The following is a 17,395-nucleotide window of genomic DNA, read 5'->3' on the forward strand; positions in this document are numbered from 1 at the left end:
AATATATGTTGTGGCTCTTGGCCACATCAATGGCTTAAAGGCCGTCATCTTCATTGTCGTATTCAATATCCGCAAACATTTCCCGCAATGATCGAGGGCGGTCTTCGGTGGGGACATGCGTGTCGAGAAAAAGCTGGTCCTGCGAGAACGGCTTCGCTTCACTGCCGTGTTGCGGTGAAAGATAAAATGCACTCATACGGCGCTGATTGATCTGCCGGTATAGCATGAGCTGCTTCATGGCGGCCTCCTGTTGATGACCTGCCGACCACCGTAACACATCCCGGCCCAGAGAGCGCACCTCGCACGGGCTTCCCACTATGCATAAACTTTTTTCAAGAGGCTTCACCCATGTCCTACCAACAGCACTTCGACGCGGCGGCACCCAAGGCGCCAAGCGCACAGCCGCATGACGTACCGAAATCCCCGGTAGCCCATGGATTCCAGAATCTGCAACTGAAGTCGGAATTGGGCTTCATGGACGTCATCGGGCATCTGATCATATGGATTGTTTTGACCCTTGTAACGTTCGGCATCGCCCTGTTCGTTTTTCCCTACTATATGCAGAAGTTCATCATTGGAAAAACATACGCCTACGACGGAACCGGGAAAAAAATCGGCCGCCTGGTCTGCACTATCGACCTGGCCAGCATCATAGGCAACATCCTGCTCTGGATCCTGATCAGCATCGTTACCCTGGGCATAGGCTATTTCGTTTTTTTATACAAAATCAACGCACACTGCATGACGCACACCAAAATCGTGGCGGTGAACTCCTTGTAAATCATGTGCCGGAAAAGAATTTGCCTGCCGGCATGCCCAAGGCTATCAAATAGCTTGATACTTTTCCCGGACAGCATTACAAACACATGCACATAATTCGTAATAAAGTACGAACGTTACGGCCCTTGCCATAAAAAGAAACGAAAAAAATGAAAACTATCGCTCAATTGCTGCTTGCCCTGGCGACCCTGGCCATGACCGTCCCTGCAATAGGGCAACTCCGGCTTCCAAACTACTCCGATAACCATGGCGGCTACGGGCAGCCGCAAATGGATAGCAACCCCGGCCCGATCCGCCTGCCCAACTATGACTCCCTGCAAGACAGGCACGACCGCACGCCTACCGACAAGCCCACTGGCCGGCGCGACAAATACGGCAATTCGCCAACGTACCAACAGGGCCAATCCGGCGACTCGTACGGCGAACCGCCTGCGGCAGGAGCCCGTTCAAATACCGGCAATCCGTCGATACAAAATAAGCCTTAGGGCAAATTACTTGGTTTCATAGTGAAAGAGGATGAAATGGGAACGTGGAACATTTGGCATTTTGTTGTTTTTATCGCCGTCGCCGGCCTGGGCGTCCTGAACGCCAGATCGGCCGATAAAAAGAATCCTGGCCAAAGAGCGGCCATTGCCGGCTATGGCGGATGGTTGATCGTATTGTCTGTTTTTTTGATCTTTTGGGGCGCGCAAGAGCTCGGCGAGTTCTATCGTGTCAAAGATCAAATAGAGACGCTTGTCCCCTCCGCGCTGGGCAATCCCAAATATCATGAATACATGCGCTACGCCATGAGCATGGCCTGGTTTGAAACATTATTGCTGCTCGCCTGCGTATTCCTGCTCGTCAGGCGCGAAACTGCAAGCACCATAAAAGCAGTTATTGCCGCGCTGTGGATTGCGGGCCCGATATCCGCCAGTGCGGAGCTGGCCATGGCGAATTCGTATTTTGGCGAGTATTTGCTGGAGCAAGACTACTCATCGTTGGCCGCCACCACCCTCTTCGCAGCCACCTGGACTTGCTATTTGCTGGTATCCAGACGGGTCAAGAATACCTACGGCGAAACAACCCGGCCACAAGAGGGTGCGCTCTGAAATGAGAAGCCAATTTTTCTTTCTGCATTAACGTCAATAAAGAAGCGTCGATCAGCGCGGGCCATGTCTCGTACGCTTGTTTGACGCAATTGGCCACCGCCGTTGCGGCGGGCTTTTCCGCAATCCCCAGTGCGTCGCAAAATTTGCGCAACACGGCTGGCGACATGGCCAGCTTGCGTGGGGGGGTGGCGGCCTGATCCTTTTTTGGCAGCTGAGCGGCGTAGTCTGCCGGCAGTATACGCAGGCCATGCCCCTGAAGCGGGGTGTACACGATGTGCGCCACTATATCGTAGGCCGGGGGTAATTCAGGGGTTTTCCCGTCCGGGTACCATAGCCCCACGTTTTTCAGATGCATATCCGGATTGCCCAGCATCTCGTTGACCACTATGCGGCGCAACAGCTCGTGCACCGCCGCCTCGCCCAGACTCGGATAGGCGAGAAACGTGGCGCCGATATCCAGATAGGAGTAATCGAGCGAATACTTGTCCTCCGGCATGACCCCCAGTATTTGGGCGAAGTCCTCGCAATGCGTTCGCGCACCCGGCTGACGGTCATAACGCACGACTGCCAGAAAATTCGTTTTTTTGTCGGGCTCGCCCAGATCGTAATGATGTTGAGCGGCCAGCCGGCCCAGCGGCTCCAGGTACGCGTCGCACACACGAACACCGGCTGCCGCGGCCAATCGCAGGGAGAGGTCTTCAACCTCGGGCAGCAAAGGATAAGCCACCACCGGCAGCTTGGCGATAATGTGAGTGTCCTGATCTTTGGTGCGCCCCACATACCGGTCGCCGTCCTTGATGACCCCCAGCTTGGGCTGCACCCCGGAAAGCGATACACCTTCTTCCAGAGGGTCGGCCGTCACGGTCATCTCCAGCGCATCGGCGTCTTGCGTGACATAGTGCCCCAGTTCCTCGCGGCTCATCTGCGTGGGCAAGGCGTAGACATTGCCGGGCAAATCCTTGCCGCAGGCCGCCAGCAGTTCGAAGTGATCATCTTTTTCACAATGACGAAGTTTCGCAATCTGGTCGCGAAACACGCCTTCGGGCAGCAGATTCTGAAAAAATGCCGGCAAAAGCCAGGAGCGCCCATCTTTCGAGAGCTGGCCGTTGAATCGCGCACTGCGATAATCGCGCCAAAGGAGCGGCTGTTCCTGGGGGGTTGCCGCCAGATACGCTAATGACACCAGCGGCGGTTCGCGAGTCTCGATAAACACCGGATCTGCCACAAACCTATTGACCACTGGAGCCCCTTCCTGCGCATACTGAAAAAGCACGCCTACCCGCAGGGCGCCAATACGGATTTCCAAGGCTTTGACATTCACGACCCATTCTCCTGGTGGCCTGCACCGGCGCGAAGCTTTTCAAGAGCAGCCTGAACACCGGTCTTCACAAGCGGCGAGGCATCGGGCGGGGTGAGTTGAAGGCCCGCGGCGGCGCCCTTGGGCACCAGCACCACATCGAGGCCAAGCCGGTCGGCAACGGCAAGCAGCGTCGTCACCTTGTAATCAACGGCGCCGCTCAGTACATTAGTCAGCGTCTGACGCGAGATGCCCGCATCGAGACGCAAAGACTCTTGTGTGCCGCCATAGCGCGACAACTGTTGGCGAAGCCAGATGGAAAGCTGAAGAAGCGTGGTCATGTCTGATAAAATAGGATAATTATTAAATATCCTATATTAGCAGGCGCTTAAAATCAATAGGAAATACTATTAAAGTAGGATATTTAGCAAATTACCTATTTTAATAGGCAAATATTGATTAAAGAATTAGCTTTGCGACGGGGCGCTTAAAAGTCCGCGCGCGCGCAAACGTTGCGCCAGGCGCGGATAGACCCGCAATGCATTCCCACCCAGGACCTTGGAGCGATGTTCCGGTGCCAGCCAAGTCACCGCATCGATATACCGTTTGGTATCGTCATAGTGATATCCCGTGCGCGGGTCTATACCCTTAACTGCACCAATGATCTCGGAGGCAAACAGCACATTGTCGGCCGGCACCACATCAAGCAGCAGCTCGATGCCGGGCCGATGATACACGCAGGTGTCAAAGAACACATTACTCATCATCTCTTCCAGGAGCGGTCGATTGAGTTGCTGCGCCAGGCCACGATAGCGCCCCCAGTGATAGGGTACCGCGCCGCCGCCATGAGGGATTATGAATCGCAATGTCGGAAAATCCTTGAAAATATCCGACAGTAGAAACTGCATGAATGCCGTGGTATCGCCGTTCAGATAGTGTGCTCCCGTGTGATGGAAATTGGGATTGCATGAGCAGCTTACGTGAATCATTGCGGGTACGTCGAGTTCCACCAGCTTCTCGAACAGCGGATACCAATGTCGTTGAGTCAGGGGCGGATCAGTCCAATACCCATCGGTTGGATCGGGATTCAGGTTGCAGCCAACAAAACCCAGCTCCTCCACGCAACGTACCAGTTCCTCAATGCAGTTTGCCGGGCCGACGCCCGGCGATTGAGGCAATTGGCATACCCCCACGAGCTGGTCGGGATACAGTTCCACCGCCCGGTGAATCAGGTCATTGCAGGCGCGCGTCCAGTGCTGGCTGGTCGCCGCGTCCCCGACATGGTGTGCCATGGCGCCGGCAATAGGAGAGAACAGCGTGACATCCACGCCGCGCTCGCGCTGAATGCGCAACTGGTTTTTTTCCAGGGATTCTCGGATTTCATCGTCGCTGATCGTAAAATCGGGCGCAAGTACTTGGCCCACATCAAATGCGGCAGTCTGGCGGGCCCGGTAGTCTTTCAGCGCCGCAGGGGCGGTAGTGTAGTGGCCGTGGCAATCTATGATCATGTTTATCTATGTCCTGAAACGGGTGGCTGGATGCCATGTAGTTTGTACGCAGTCGCGCATTTTCAGAGCGCTTGGCGCGCTTGCTCCACCAGAGCCCTACTCCTCAAAATAGCACCCGAGTTTCATGAGCTGGGCACGATAGCCATCGGCATTGTTATCCCCTTGCCCGATGGCGGCGAAAGTTCGACTCTCGTGTTCGAACTTGGCGGCTGACTTGGCGTAGACATCCGCCACATTCGCCTGTGGGATGCAGATCAGCCCGTCGTCGTCGCCCACCATCAGATCTCCAGGGGCGACCACCATTCCACCGATCGAAACCGGGGTGTTGATTTCACCCGGCCCATTCTTGTAGGGGCCTTGATGGGTAATGCCGCAAGCATACACAGGGAAACTCTGGCGGCGAATCCAGCCGAAGTCACGTACTGCGCCATTGATGACAATGCCTGCAAACTTCTTGGCGATGCAGTATGCAAGCATCCGCTCTCCAATGATCGCGTTGCTCAGGTCGCCGCCCGCATCCACGACAATCACATCACCTGCCACAGCCAGGTTCAACGCCATGTGTGTCATCAGGTTGTCGCCGGGGCAGCTCTTTACCGTCAATGCCGGCCCGCACAGCACTCCACCGGCATGGAGCGGGCGCAGCGCAGCACCACCGGAATTCAAGCGTGACATCGAATCGCTAATATTAGCCACAGGAATCGCGGAAAATTTGTCTGCCCACTCGCTACCAACAGCGCTACGACGCTTAAGAACCTGAAAACCTGCCTGCATGAGAATTCCTTAATAAAGGACTGGGGTTCCTGAGAGCCCCGGAGAATGAATGCCGCTAATTGACCGTCAGGTTGAACTGGCGTGCGACATCGGCGTAACTCTTTAATTCCTGATCAAAAAATGGCCGGAATTCAGAGCTCGGCATAGGCGCGGATTCAATGCCCATCTTGTACAGGGCGGCAATCACATCTGGCTGCTTCATGACGAGTTGAACCTCGTCTGAAAGCCGTTTAACGATAGCCGCGGGCGTATTCGCGGGAGCAAACACACCCCACCAGCCCGTGCTCTCCAGATCGGGAACACCCGCCTCCTTCATGGTCGGAACGTCGGGAAGTTGATTGAAGCGCGTCAAACCAGTAACAGCCAAGGCGCGCAGCTTCCCGCTGCGGATAAGCGGCAACACCTCGCTCGCGGTTTGAATCATGAAAGTAAGCCGGCCCGCGATCAGGTCAGGCATGGCGGCAGCACCTCCCTTGTAAAGAATCTGAATGGGCTGGGTGTTCGTATTCTTCGGGAAAATCAAGTTCGTCGGAGAACCGGCGCCCACAGCGCCATACGAGGCTTTGTTCGGATTCGCTTTCATATATGCCACGAGTTCCGCCACCGTCTTGATCGGCAAGACAGCAGGAACTACGAGCACAAAAGGCGCTTTGCCCAAACGCGCCACTGGGATGAGATCCTTGGCCGCGTCATAGGGCAAGTTTGTCGTCGTAGCCCGGTTGAACGCAAGAAACGTGGCGCCGATCAGCAAGGTGTAGCCATCCGCAGAGGCCTTGGCAACCATATTGGCGCCGATATTCGCACTTGCACCGGGGCGATTATCCACGACAATAGACTGATCAAGTCGAGTGCCCAGTCCTTTGGCCACGACTCGCGTTATATTGTCCACTCCGCCGCCCGCGGCATAGGGAACAATCATACGCAGGGGTTTGTCCGGATATTTGGCAGCCGCGGTACCAATAAGGGCCCCCCAAAGCCCAACGGCGGCAAGCGCCAGTCGTACAAAACGTCGATTCATATTGTCTCCTTGATAATTAAACCTTGATGCCAGGCTCTTTAAAGCAAGCAATCCTTCCGACCCTTGCTCTGAAAACGAAGCTTAGGGCCGAGGCCAAGGCATTACAATATCGTTCCGTCTGATGGACCGATAGGTATCTGGAAATGAGTGCAAACCCTGAATCAACCCTGGTTACTGCCGCAACACGCGCTCTGGCCATCCTCGATATTTTCACGATGGAAGAACCTCATCTCGGGCTAAGCGAAATTGCACGGCGGGTCAGGCTTGCGAAATCAACAACGCTACGGCTGCTCAAAACCCTGGAGTCCAGCGGCTATGCCGTCCAGAACGACAACGCACAGTGGCGGCTGGGTCCAGCCACGGCATCGCTTGGCGCCCGCTATCAAATAGCATTCGACATTCGAGAAAACATCGAGCCTGCGCTGCGCAGGCTTTCCGACTCAATTGGAGAGGACACTTCCTTCTTCGTGCGAGACGGCGGCCGGCGCATTCGATTGGTCAAGGTTCAGTATCCGGACGCTCAACATAATCGTGCGACAGTGGGTGAATCAATGCCGCTGGATCGGGGCGCGGCGGGAAAAGTGATACTCGCCGCGGCGGGACAGCAGGGAAAGCTTTATGACGAGATCCGGGCTCGTGGCTATCACGTCACCGTCGGCGAGGCGAAAGTGACCTCCGCAAGTATTGGAGTACCCGTTTTTGGGAGTCGGTGGCGGATAATCGGGGCACTATGCATAGGCGCGCCGGCGGAAGCCGGCGTCGAGACCAAGCTTGCCGGCTTTGCGCCACAGCTTAAGCGTGCAGCCGAAGCACTGTCGGCCGCGCTGAGCTATGAAAGTGATGGGGCGGCACAGCGGCTTATCAAGGCACGGGCAACCTGGCATCCGTAGGCCAAGCCGGCAGACGGCGAACTATGAATTGGTTTTAAGATGCTTTCAACGAACTTATACCTAGTCCGCTTAATTTTTTCTCTACGTTCATTCTGTCATTACTTGTAAGCTTTTCCACCGCTCGCTTAAGCGCCTTTTTGTCCGCAAGCAATAATTTTGCGCCTCGCGCCAGGGCTATTTGATAGAAAAAGACAACATCAATACCCTTGCTTTCAATTCCTACGTAATGGCGGGCCAGCCGTTTAGCAGCGCTGGCAACCTTTTTGGATCGTACCGAGTCCGGGGCTGGGCTCAATCGCGCCCGAAGTTCATCTCTTTTTTCATCAGCCAATATCACTGTTCGGCCGCGCCAATGCGTGAATCCGCCACTCGCCCATTTATTTTTGGAAAACCGGATGCGCTTGACGCGCCCATCCGGAAACTTGGCTTCATAGAAGCCCACATGGCAAGGTTTCTCTTGCGCCTCGAACCATCCTGTCTTTTTCATGCGAGCTCCTCGGAAAGCAGAAGCGCTAGTTTACTCGAGTCAATGTGCGGCCGTCTAAACGTTCTTCGATTAACTCAATTATGCTTATAGCCAATTGCAACCATAATCAAACCGACACCCGCTCCGGCGGGTCTTTCTTTGCTTAGGCATGCTCCAGCGGTCGAATCTTGGCCAGCACATCGGCCAGCGCGTCCTTGGCGATCTCTGTGTCATGCGCCGCGCCGACACGCCAATCTCTTTGGCCAGTTGGTACTGACTGATGCCCATCGGAGTCAAAAACTCTTCTTGCAACAGCTCCCCGGGGTCACTGAAGCAATTTCACGAACCATCATCAACTCCCTCAGTAATATTCCACGATCTGCACGTCGTGCGCATGCCCTCATCCGTAAATGGCATGGCATCTTTTCGCGAGCACTTAGCCGCGACGCCGGGCGAGTTTTTCGGCAGCCCCTGAACTGATCGAGCCGATAAACGCTCACCCAATTGCCACATTACTCGAGTCGTATGTTCGCAGCCTTGATCGCACTGCCAAACTTCTCATATTCATCATCGATAAACTTCTTGAACTCGTTCGCGCTGCCTCCTATCGGTGTCATCCCCAGAGTGTGCAGCCTCTGCCTGACCCCCGGATCATCCAGCGCCTTCTGGAAATCATGATTCAGCCGCTGCTGTAGTTCCGGCTTTAAACCGGCGGGCGCCAGAATTCCTAGCCATCCGAGCACATTGAAACCGGGCAGGCCGGCTTCGCTGACTGTTGGAACATCCGGAGCCGCAGGTGTCCGCTTCGACGTCGATGCGGCCAAAAATCGCAGTTGCCCAGATTTGACAAAGCCGATCGCGGCTGGAGTGGTATCGAACATAACTTGAAGGCGCCCGGCGAGCAGATCTGTATAAGCCGGGGCCGCACCTTTGTATGGAATATGGGTAATATCAACCCCGGCGCGATGCTTGAAAATTTCCATGGTCAATTGTGCCAACGAGCCGTTGCCTCCTGAGCCGTAGCTGAGCTTGCCGGGATTTTTCTTTGCATCATCAATCACATCCTGCATGGTTTTGTATTTCGACTTGGCGGCAACCAGCATCATCTGCGGTACACCCGCTACGGCGATGATAGGCGTGAAGTCCTTGCGCGAATCGTAGTGGGCGCTTTTCAACAACTGCGGCGAGATCACGGTCGGGCCGGTGGAGCCCATCAATAAGGTATAGCCATCGGCTGCGGCATGCGCTGCGGCTATGCTGCCGATTGAGCCGCCCACGCCGCCCTTGTTCTCGACCAGCACAGGCTTGCCCCACAGTTTGCCCAGCCATTCGCCAAGCACGCGGGCAAGAATGTCGCCGGATTGCCCCGGCGCGAAAGGCACGATGATGGTGACGGACCGCGACGGATAGCTCGGCTCCGGGCTCCCCGCAAGCGCCAGAGCAGGGAAGGCAAAAAAGAATACGGCTGATTTCAGCAAAGTACGGCGGACAGTCATGATATGTCTCCTGGCTACTATATAGCGCTATGTTTTATCTATTTTCTTTTGAATTGCTGGCTACTTCTTCCATCAGGATTGGAATGGCCAGATTACAAGAATGGACGCCCAGCAAAGTGGTTAACTGGATCACTTCCAGCACTTCCTCCGGCGTAGCGCCAAGTTTCAATGCATTGCGCATATGTCGGCGTACACCCGGGGCATACAGGTGAGTGGTTGCCGCATTGATGGCAACCAGGATCAACTCTTTGAACTTGGCTGGCAGCGGACCGTTGCGAATCGGCACGCTGCGCAGGGCCAGATAGGCCTCCATGAATTCCGGATCAAGCGCGCGTAACTGGTCCCATAGCGGATTCCAATCGCCGCGCGCCATATGGTCATCGGATAGCGGGGTTGAATCAGAGGTTCTTTGCGTTTTCATGTGGGCTTCCTTTTTTCAGCATGGATTATTTCAATAGCACCGGCCAGCTTGGATGGAGTTTGGAACAAGGTGGGCTCAGTGGTCTTCTGGCTTGATTGCCGCCGCCTTGATGACGCTTTCCCAACGGCTATAGTCGCGCTTGAGGTAGGAAGCGAATTCGGCCGGTGTATCTCCCACGATCACAGCGCCCAGATTTTCCAGCTGCGCCTTCACATCTGGTTTGGCCAGCGCCTTCACCATGGCCTCGTTCAGACGATTGATAATGGCCGGAGGAGTGTGGGCCGGAGCGAGCATGCCGACCCATGGCGCGGTTTCCTCAAAACCAGGAAAGCCCGCTTCCGACATCGTCGGCACATCGGGGAACTGAGGAAGCCTTTTTGGGGTACCGACCGCCAGGATCTTGATACGCTTGGCGGCAACATTGCTGGGAATGCCGAGCATCGGGTAGAAGATGAAATCCACCCGTCCAGCCATTACTTCCAATAATGCGGGCCCATTGCCTTTGAACGGCACATGCATCATTTTGACTTTGGCCCGCGTGGCAAGCAATTCGCCCGCAAGATGCCCGGGGCCGCCTATGCCTGAAGAGCCAAAACTGACTGTCCCCGGTTTCGTGCGCGCTTGCTCGAGCAGCTCCGGTAGAGTCTTGATCGGCGAACTATACGCATTGATTATCACCATAGGCAGCGTGGCGGCATTGGAAATTGGAGCAAAATCAGTCTTCGGGTCGAACCCTGCTTTCTTGCCCATGATGAGTGGATCGACATTCAGCCCGGGAGCTGAAAAAAGCAGTGTGTAGCCGTCTGGAGCGGCATTTTTTACCTCCCGGATCGCAATCATGCCCGTTGCGCCCACCTTGTTTTCAACATAAATGTTTTGTTTCAAGGTTACTGACATATCCTTGGCCAGGACTCGGGCTATGACGTCTGTCGGACCGCCCGCCGCAAATCCGACAAGGAGGCGAATTGGCCTGACGGGATAGGCGCTTTCGGCGTGTGCTGGAACAAAAGCACCGCCAATTATGGCTGCGGTGGCGATGGAACAGAATAACGATTTCTTCATGCCTTATCTCCTTTTTTATAGCCACCAAGCCCGTCTCGAGCGCAGACCTTTACTAGTAGTGGCTTGCATTCCAATCCAGCCGTGGCACATGGATTGACCATAGGGTGCGCACCTTGTACTGTTCTATCTTCTACGCTCTGTAGAACGGGCGATCCCCCTGAATGGTCACGCGATAACCATGGCGACGGTTCGGGTAGTAGTCCCACATGGCGTTGTGCATGGCGCAGCGGTTATCCCAGAATGCGACCGAATTCGGTCTCCAGCGGAAACGGCACTGGAATACCGGGTTTTCGCAATGGCGGAACAGCATCTGCAGCAAGGCGTCACTTTCCGCATTGTTCAACTCAACGATGCGTGTGGTGAAAGTTCGGTTCACGAACAAGGCCTTGCGTCCCGTCACGGGATGTGTGCGAACGAGGGGATGCTCGGCGTGCGGATGCGTTTTACCCGCCCGGTTTTCGAAATTCTTGCCATAAGTTGCGCCATCGTGCGAGGCCGTAAGTCCGCCAAGGAAATCCTTCATACGCTCGGACAGCGCATCGTAGGCGGCATACATACTGGAGAACAGTGTGTCGCCTCCGCTAGGCGGTACCTGGGTAAGACGCAAGATGCTTCCCATCGGCGGCTCGGCTTCGCAGGAAACGTCGGAATGCCATTCCTCGCCCGCGATGCGCTTGGAGTTCTCATCGGCATAGATGGCAAGCACCTCGGGGTGCCCTTCTATGCCATATGCATAGGGAATATGGGTCAGTTCGCCTAGGCGTGGCCGGCCCTCTTCTTCCTCATGCAAAATGGGTGCACCCGGGTGGATATGCAGTTCGCCGAATCTACGGCCGAATGCCTTTTGCTGTTCCGGAGCCATCACCTGGTCCCGGAAAAAAATGACCAGATTGTCCATTAGCGCATTATGGATGGCCTGGAAGGTTGGGTCATCGAGCGGCTTGGATAGATCGACACCGGAGATTTCGGCACCGATATAGGTGGTGATCTTGTCGACGCCGACGCGGTCGGCCACGTTGCTATTGCTCATCAAAACACCTCGTTTTCTACGTGAGTTGGGTGGGCCCGAAAGTTGGGCCAATCAAAAGGCGACATGGCTGGCGCCTTTCAGTTCCAGCATGCCGCGTGCCTCTTCGGGCGTAGCGATAGACAGGCCGAGTTCTTCCAGGATGCGCCTGATTTTGGAGACCTGTTCGGCATTGCTTTGTGCCAGCGTGCCAGGTCCGAGCCACAAGCTATCCTCCAGACCGACCCGCACATTGCCCCCCATGACAGCTGACTGCGCGGCGACGAACATCTGGTTGCGTCCGGCCCCCAGCACCGACCAGACCAGCTCATCGCCAAACAGACGGTCCGCAGTGCGCTTCATGTGCAGCACATCTTCCGGATGCGGACCGATGCCGCCGCGTATGCCGAACACCGATTGGATGAACAGCGGCCCGTTGATCAGTCCGCGGTCGAGGAAATGCGCGACCGTATAAAGATGGCTGATGTCGTAGCACTCAAACTCGAAGCGAGTTCCGTTACCGCTGCAGGACTGGAGCACATAGGCGATATCTCTGAAAGTGTTTTTGAAGACGCGATCATCGCTATCGGCCAGATATGGGCGTTCCCAATCATGCTTGAAGGTTTTGTAGCGATCGAGAACCTCATACAGGCCGAAATTCATCGAGCCCATGTTCAGCGATGCCACTTCGGGTTTCAACTGCAAAGCGGGCTGCAGTCTTTCCTCAACAGTCATTGTCGGCGCGCCGCCGGTGGTGATGTTGACCACCGCGTCGCACGACTCGCGTATGATTGGCAGGAAGCGCATAAACATTTCCGGCTCCTGGACCGGATGCCCGTCGATGGGATCACGCGCATGCAAATGGATGATAGCGGCGCCGGCGGCAGCGGCCCCAACGGATGCCGCTGCGATTTCCTCCGGGGTCACTGGTAGATGGGGCGACATCGAAGGTGTATTGATCGACCCGGTGACGGCGCAACTGATGATGACTTTGCGTCTTTTAGCCATGAAATGTCCTGTATAGGTTGCCGGCAGAAGAGATTGTCGTGAGGGAAATTGACGATAGTTGGAGATTCGATGCCTCAGTCAGCCCGCGACACAAGCGCGTTCGAGCAGCATCGAGTCGCCAGTTGACAGGTCGCTGCCCATCAGGTCGCGCGGGGAGGTCGCGGCAAGCCACGCGATCACACCGGCCGACAACTCCGGCGGCGCCAGCTTTTCCCGCGGCACGCGGCTGATCTCGTTGATACCCACGTTACGGATGCGCACTTGCATTTCGGTATCGACCAGCCCCGGTTGTAGGCTGTAGACCGAAAGGCCCTGTTTGCCATATTCATTGAGCAACGAGCGGCTCAGCATATAAAGCCCGGCTTTCGCACTGCAGTAGGCTGACCATCCGTCGCGGGGTGCGTGCGCCGCGCCGGTCGAAATATTCACGATGGTGCCCTGACGTCGGAGCAATTCGGGCAGTGCGGCGTGAATGACGTTATACGGGCCGACAAGATTGACCGAAATGGCCTGTTCCCATTCGGCGGGGTCGGTCTGCGCCAGTGGCGCCTGAGGTTCGACCTGGCCTGCGTTGTTGATGACTATGTCGAGCCTACCCCAGGCCTCAAGCGTGCTGGCGATGCAGCGCTCGACTGAGGCATGGTCGGCTACATCGCAGGTTTCGACCCGGCATGCAATGCCGAGTTTTCCGACGGCGTCGGCGGTGCCATGAGCCGCTTCGGGTTTTCGCACAGCGAGCACAGATGCTATACCGCGCCGAGCCAATGCCACGGCCGTGGCGGCGCCGATTCCGCGCGCGGCTCCGGTTACCAGGGCGACCCGGCCTTCGGGCTTAATGTTAGCCATGCAAATCCTCAGAAAACAAGTTGGTGACGAGAATCGAATCAGCGGCATCGGATAGGTCATGCCATATGGCCTGGGCAGCTGCGGCGCCATCGCGGCGCCGCAGTGCGCGCAGCACGTCGGTATGGTGGTGGTCGGCGATATCGATGCTGCGCTCGCCAGGTTTGAATATCTGGTTGAGATATGGGCCGATCTGCATCCACAGGCTCTCGATGAAAGGCAGCATGACCAGGCTTTTGGCCGATTCATAGAGACGGAAGTGGAAACGGCGATTAGCGGAGAGGTATAGCTCTTTTTCGCCAGAAGCTGCCGCGCGGCACATGTCTTCGTGATCGCGAGCCATGGCTTCGATGATGTCGGGGCCGATAAGCAACGCGGCTCGCTCGGTGATCATGGTTTCGAGACTGAGCCTAATCTGCAAAATCTCTTGAAAGCGTTCGCGCGACATCAGCGGCAGGATGACGGAACGATTCGGCAGCAGTGTCAGGGCACGCTCGGCGACGAGCCGTTTCAAAGCGTCTCGCACCGGCATTACGCTGGTGCCGAATACTTGAGCGAGGCCACGAATAGTGAAGGTCTGGCCGGGCTTAAAGCGACCTTCCATCAGCGCCTCGCGCATGTTCTCGTATGCGGCATCTTCGAGATTGCCTTCGCGGTCGAGCGCAGGAGACTCAGGAGCATGTTCTGTGTTGTTGCCCTCGGTAATGCTCAGTCTGCCAAGTACTGGACTGCGATCAAATACGGGATTGGAGTCGGGCTTCAAAGGAATTCCATTTATTTTGTTATAACAATACTAACAGAACCAAAAGACCAAAAACAAGGCCTTTTAATGCATTTTTATTTCAAAAATATATTAATTTAAAAATTAAATTCTAATTTAAGGGTATTTAGGAAGATTTTAGATAATTAAAAATTAAATTGATATCACAATTTTTGTGAAAAACTCAAAAATCATTTCACTATCCAGAAAGCATCGTAAATAATGTCATGTAAATACGATTTTTATTGTTATAACAAAATTCAGACCGCCTCCATCACACTGACAAGCTATTAGCGGCTGTTATGTGAAGATACCGCCAAAAGTACCGCCTAAATGCCGGCACTGACTATCCGTTCAAACAGACGATCACAGACAACAAAAAACCCGCCATGCCAATAAGCATGCGGGTTTCGTATAGGGTTGCAGATGTCTGTATATTGATAGTTGGCGTCCCAGCAGACGGCGAACTACGATTTGAACACCGCATGAATAAAACGGTATAGAAAAATTAATATCTAAAAATACCTCCAAATGTACCCCCAAGGATCACGCATTGGGGTTGCAAAGCCACATTCAATGAAAGGTTGATAATTTTGTCCCATGGCGTTACAAACACATACAATCAGATGTAGTAGTGGGGAGCGTTATCTGATTAACAAAATAATCGGAGCTAGGCCTCCGCCTACGGGAAACCCAAGATGAAAGCCGTACCGAAATCTGAACTCACCCACGCCGCCACTCTAATCCTTCTCTGTGTTTCATCCGCAAGCGTATTTGCCGCCAAGGCATCATCCCTACCTGAGGATATTGATAGCGGGAACTTTATGTATGAGATGTGCAAGGGAGGAAGCACCGGACGCGCAGAATGTGTTTTGTATACAGCCGGTCTTGCGCAAGGTATTGCGATACAGGCCATTGCCAACAAACAGACCCCTTCCTACTGCAAACCGGACAAGGTGACTTACGGCCAGGTCGCCGATATATTCATAAAGGCACTCCACGACGAGCCTGCTCTTAGACATCTTCCAGCTGCCGTTATCTTTTATGGAACGATGGTCAAGGTGTTTCCCTGCGAATGATGCCCATGAGGATGCTGATTAAATGATCCACACAGTACACGACTGGATGCCAGAGGCAAATTACTGCTGTCAGGGTCGTGATTCTGGTTTGGCTTTGCTGGAAGGGGTCGGAACGTTCTGCTATTCGGATAGAGGAAAGAAGAGTTATGTGCGGAAATGCAGCAATTGCTGAGTCCGCTAGAGTTTCGTGCGCGAACGCGTTTCAGGAGAACTAGAGGTGGTAACAAACGTCGAAAATCAAATCAAGGTATCTGCGATCACATTTAACACCCCCCCATTTCGTAAACTTCGCAATTGCCGCATTGATATATCCGAAAGAATCACTCTCATCGCCGGTCACAACGGAATCGGTAAATCTACCATCCTCGGCCTGCTGTCTAACACTTTTGGACTTACGGACAGTGAGCAAAAAAGCTATTTTCGAGAACCGTTCTATACTAATATAGAGCGTATAATTTATGTCGCTCTTAACGAGGTCGATATCAACCAAGAGAGTCCAAGCGCAGCACCAATTGTGGATGCAGCCGTTGGAGAGCGGCTTGTGCGCAAGCGTTGTTCGCTAACACGTCGCAGCGAATATCGACGCGCAAGGATGGTTCCCCGTACGGTGGATCCAATTGATGATGATTGGATTGGGCCTGATGCAAAAATCCCACTTCCAACCATCTATCTTGGCATGAGACGACTTGCTTCTGTCGGTGAGGCAGATGAAAAGGAAGTGACTAGCACCCCGCTCAAAGAGATGGAAGGGTCCGACCGTCAACTTATTGCTGATTTCGTAAATTCAGTGATTGTTGGCAGCGATGTGACCAGCGAAATCACACACCAATCGATAAGAGGTGTTAGAAAACGCTCTGCCCACCCTGGCTATCCTGGACATGAAACGCTGGCGATTTCTATGGGGCAAGATAGCCTCGGCAGCATTGCCACAGCCCTAGCTTCATTCAATCGGCTGCAGAGAGAACTAGGAGATACCTATCCTGGCGGACTACTTATTATTGACGAAATGGACGTCGGGTTTCATCCGCATGCCATCGACAGGCTTATTCTTGCTCTCAAAACCAAGGCGAATCAATTACGTCTGCAGATCGTTGCTACGACGCATTCGCCGCGAATGATAGCTGCATTGCATCCCGACGGAAAGGGAGATGGGCACGCCCCTGATTCGGTCGTATATTTGGTGGACACGAAGCATCCGCGGCTAGCGGAGGACCAGTCCTTAGACGCTATTCTGAGTGACATGGCGCTGGAGCCCGATGCAGACGAGACGGCATCGGTGAAGGATGCACAGAAGCTATGTGTTTATTTCGAAGATGTGGAAGCAAAGCAGTTCTGTGAGGCGTTGATCCCACGGGGAAAGCGAGGGGCATTGTCACGCAAACTAGGCCATTCCTTGAAATTAACTTCTCTTGGCGTTGGCGGGTCAATATTGGCAGCGTTGCCTAATAACGATCCAATTTTTTGCGATCGGGTCCTAGTCGTCGATAGCGATACGAAAGTTACAAAAAAGGCGGGGCGTCATGGAAATGTTGTCAAGCTACCATGCACACCGTCCGCCACTGGGACAGATAGATCGCCGGAAAACACTATCAAAAATTTCTTGCGAGCAATGTGTAGGGCAGACGACGGTCCACTTTACGATGCGCTGCGCCTCCTGAAGACCAAAAATCCAACAAGCAACAAGATCACTAGCACTTTCTTCTTAGACGGAGACGGTTCAAACAATAATCGTGAAAAAAGCAAAGCGTGGTGGCGGAAACACTGGAAGGCTCTAAACAGCTGGGAAGTGTTAACTCTTTGGAGCAAAGTGTATTCTAAGGAAGCTGACGCATTTGTTGCTGCATTCACTGCCGCCGCAGCACGCACAGCTGAACGCCTTTAAAATGTGGCTGACCA

General features: G+C 54.3%; 20 protein-coding genes. 6 read left to right on the forward strand and 14 right to left on the reverse strand.

All coding sequences use genetic code 11. The features are described 5' to 3' along the window. Positions 1 to 34: 34 nt before the first annotated feature. Positions 35 to 238 carry a hypothetical protein gene (locus tag LSG25_RS07685; RefSeq protein ID WP_232744092.1) on the reverse strand — a complete coding sequence of 68 codons (204 nt, stop codon included), beginning with the start codon at positions 236 to 238 and terminating at the stop codon, positions 35 to 37. A gap of 110 nt (positions 239 to 348) precedes the next feature. On the opposite strand from LSG25_RS07685, the gene LSG25_RS07690 reads away from it, so the two are divergent. From LSG25_RS07690 to LSG25_RS07700, 3 genes are all read left to right on the forward strand, one after another. Beyond that, positions 349 to 780 carry a DUF4234 domain-containing protein gene (locus tag LSG25_RS07690; protein WP_232744093.1) on the forward strand — a complete coding sequence of 144 codons (432 nt, stop codon included), beginning with the start codon at positions 349 to 351 and terminating at the stop codon, positions 778 to 780. A 149-nt stretch (positions 781 to 929) separates the two neighbouring features. After that, positions 930 to 1,265, forward strand: coding sequence for a hypothetical protein (locus LSG25_RS07695; RefSeq protein ID WP_232744094.1), 336 nt, complete (start codon positions 930 to 932; stop codon positions 1,263 to 1,265). A gap of 36 nt (positions 1,266 to 1,301) precedes the next feature. After that, the gene (locus LSG25_RS07700; protein ID WP_232744095.1) at positions 1,302 to 1,871 is read left to right on the forward strand and encodes a DUF2569 family protein; all 570 of its coding nucleotides are present in this window, start codon (positions 1,302 to 1,304) and stop codon (positions 1,869 to 1,871) included. Here the strand turns inward: LSG25_RS07700 and LSG25_RS07705 are convergent. The 5 genes from LSG25_RS07705 to LSG25_RS07725 form a co-directional block, all read right to left on the reverse strand. Then, positions 1,822 to 3,192, reverse strand: coding sequence for a type II toxin-antitoxin system HipA family toxin (locus LSG25_RS07705; RefSeq protein ID WP_232744096.1), 1,371 nt, complete (start codon positions 3,190 to 3,192; stop codon positions 1,822 to 1,824). The two genes, LSG25_RS07700 and LSG25_RS07705, sit on opposite strands and share 50 nt — an antisense overlap. Continuing rightward, positions 3,189 to 3,509, reverse strand: a complete 321-nt coding sequence (locus tag LSG25_RS07710) for a helix-turn-helix transcriptional regulator (protein ID WP_232744097.1) — start codon at positions 3,507 to 3,509, stop codon at positions 3,189 to 3,191. Before LSG25_RS07710 ends, LSG25_RS07705 begins: the two co-directional genes overlap by 4 nt. A gap of 126 nt (positions 3,510 to 3,635) precedes the next feature. Next, entirely contained in the window at positions 3,636 to 4,676 is a 1,041-nt protein-coding gene (locus tag LSG25_RS07715) for an amidohydrolase family protein (RefSeq protein WP_232744098.1), read from the reverse strand. Between the two features lie 96 nt (positions 4,677 to 4,772). After that, on the reverse strand, positions 4,773 to 5,450 hold the full coding sequence (locus LSG25_RS07720; protein ID WP_232744099.1) for an RraA family protein: 678 nt from the start codon (positions 5,448 to 5,450) through the stop codon (positions 4,773 to 4,775). Positions 5,451 to 5,505: 55 nt separating this feature from the next. After that, positions 5,506 to 6,468, reverse strand: a complete 963-nt coding sequence (locus LSG25_RS07725) for a tripartite tricarboxylate transporter substrate binding protein (RefSeq protein WP_232744100.1) — start codon at positions 6,466 to 6,468, stop codon at positions 5,506 to 5,508. 143 nt (positions 6,469 to 6,611) lie between these two features. On the opposite strand from LSG25_RS07725, the gene LSG25_RS07730 reads away from it, so the two are divergent. After that, on the forward strand, positions 6,612 to 7,358 hold the full coding sequence (locus LSG25_RS07730) for an IclR family transcriptional regulator (RefSeq protein ID WP_232744101.1): 747 nt from the start codon (positions 6,612 to 6,614) through the stop codon (positions 7,356 to 7,358). A gap of 34 nt (positions 7,359 to 7,392) precedes the next feature. On the opposite strand, the gene LSG25_RS07735 is transcribed toward LSG25_RS07730, so the two are convergent. The 8 genes from LSG25_RS07735 to LSG25_RS07770 all read right to left on the reverse strand — a co-directional run bounded on the left by LSG25_RS07735 (position 7,393) and on the right by LSG25_RS07770 (position 14,423). Further along, the gene (locus LSG25_RS07735) at positions 7,393 to 7,845 is read right to left on the reverse strand and encodes a hypothetical protein (RefSeq protein WP_232744102.1); all 453 of its coding nucleotides are present in this window, start codon (positions 7,843 to 7,845) and stop codon (positions 7,393 to 7,395) included. A gap of 491 nt (positions 7,846 to 8,336) precedes the next feature. Next, positions 8,337 to 9,320, reverse strand: coding sequence for a tripartite tricarboxylate transporter substrate binding protein (locus LSG25_RS07740; RefSeq protein ID WP_232744103.1), 984 nt, complete (start codon positions 9,318 to 9,320; stop codon positions 8,337 to 8,339). Between the two features lie 34 nt (positions 9,321 to 9,354). After that, positions 9,355 to 9,741, reverse strand: coding sequence for a carboxymuconolactone decarboxylase family protein (locus LSG25_RS07745; protein WP_232744104.1), 387 nt, complete (start codon positions 9,739 to 9,741; stop codon positions 9,355 to 9,357). Between the two features lie 75 nt (positions 9,742 to 9,816). Beyond that, complete coding sequence (locus LSG25_RS07750; RefSeq protein WP_232744105.1) at positions 9,817 to 10,803, reverse strand: tripartite tricarboxylate transporter substrate binding protein; 987 nt, start codon at positions 10,801 to 10,803, stop codon at positions 9,817 to 9,819. 130 nt (positions 10,804 to 10,933) lie between these two features. Next, positions 10,934 to 11,833, reverse strand: a complete 900-nt coding sequence (locus LSG25_RS07755) for a TauD/TfdA family dioxygenase (protein WP_232744106.1) — start codon at positions 11,831 to 11,833, stop codon at positions 10,934 to 10,936. Positions 11,834 to 11,884: 51 nt separating this feature from the next. Next, entirely contained in the window at positions 11,885 to 12,817 is a 933-nt protein-coding gene (locus tag LSG25_RS07760; protein ID WP_232744107.1) for a 3-keto-5-aminohexanoate cleavage protein, read from the reverse strand. Positions 12,818 to 12,895: 78 nt separating this feature from the next. Beyond that, positions 12,896 to 13,663: an SDR family NAD(P)-dependent oxidoreductase gene (locus LSG25_RS07765; protein ID WP_232744108.1), complete on the reverse strand. Its 768-nt coding sequence runs from the start codon at positions 13,661 to 13,663 to the stop codon at positions 12,896 to 12,898. Further along, positions 13,656 to 14,423: a GntR family transcriptional regulator gene (locus LSG25_RS07770; RefSeq protein WP_232744109.1), complete on the reverse strand. Its 768-nt coding sequence runs from the start codon at positions 14,421 to 14,423 to the stop codon at positions 13,656 to 13,658. Before LSG25_RS07770 ends, LSG25_RS07765 begins: the two co-directional genes overlap by 8 nt. Before the next feature lie 695 nt (positions 14,424 to 15,118). On the opposite strand from LSG25_RS07770, the gene LSG25_RS07775 reads away from it, so the two are divergent. Both LSG25_RS07775 and LSG25_RS07780 read left to right on the forward strand, forming a co-directional pair. Then, complete coding sequence (locus tag LSG25_RS07775; RefSeq protein WP_232744110.1) at positions 15,119 to 15,499, forward strand: Rap1a/Tai family immunity protein; 381 nt, start codon at positions 15,119 to 15,121, stop codon at positions 15,497 to 15,499. Between the two features lie 187 nt (positions 15,500 to 15,686). Then, positions 15,687 to 17,381: an AAA family ATPase gene (locus LSG25_RS07780; RefSeq protein ID WP_232744111.1), complete on the forward strand. Its 1,695-nt coding sequence runs from the start codon at positions 15,687 to 15,689 to the stop codon at positions 17,379 to 17,381. Positions 17,382 to 17,395 lie beyond the last annotated feature (14 nt).

Source organism: Paralcaligenes sp. KSB-10 (assembly GCF_021266465.1).
Taxonomy (GTDB): Bacteria; Pseudomonadota; Gammaproteobacteria; order Burkholderiales; family Burkholderiaceae_B.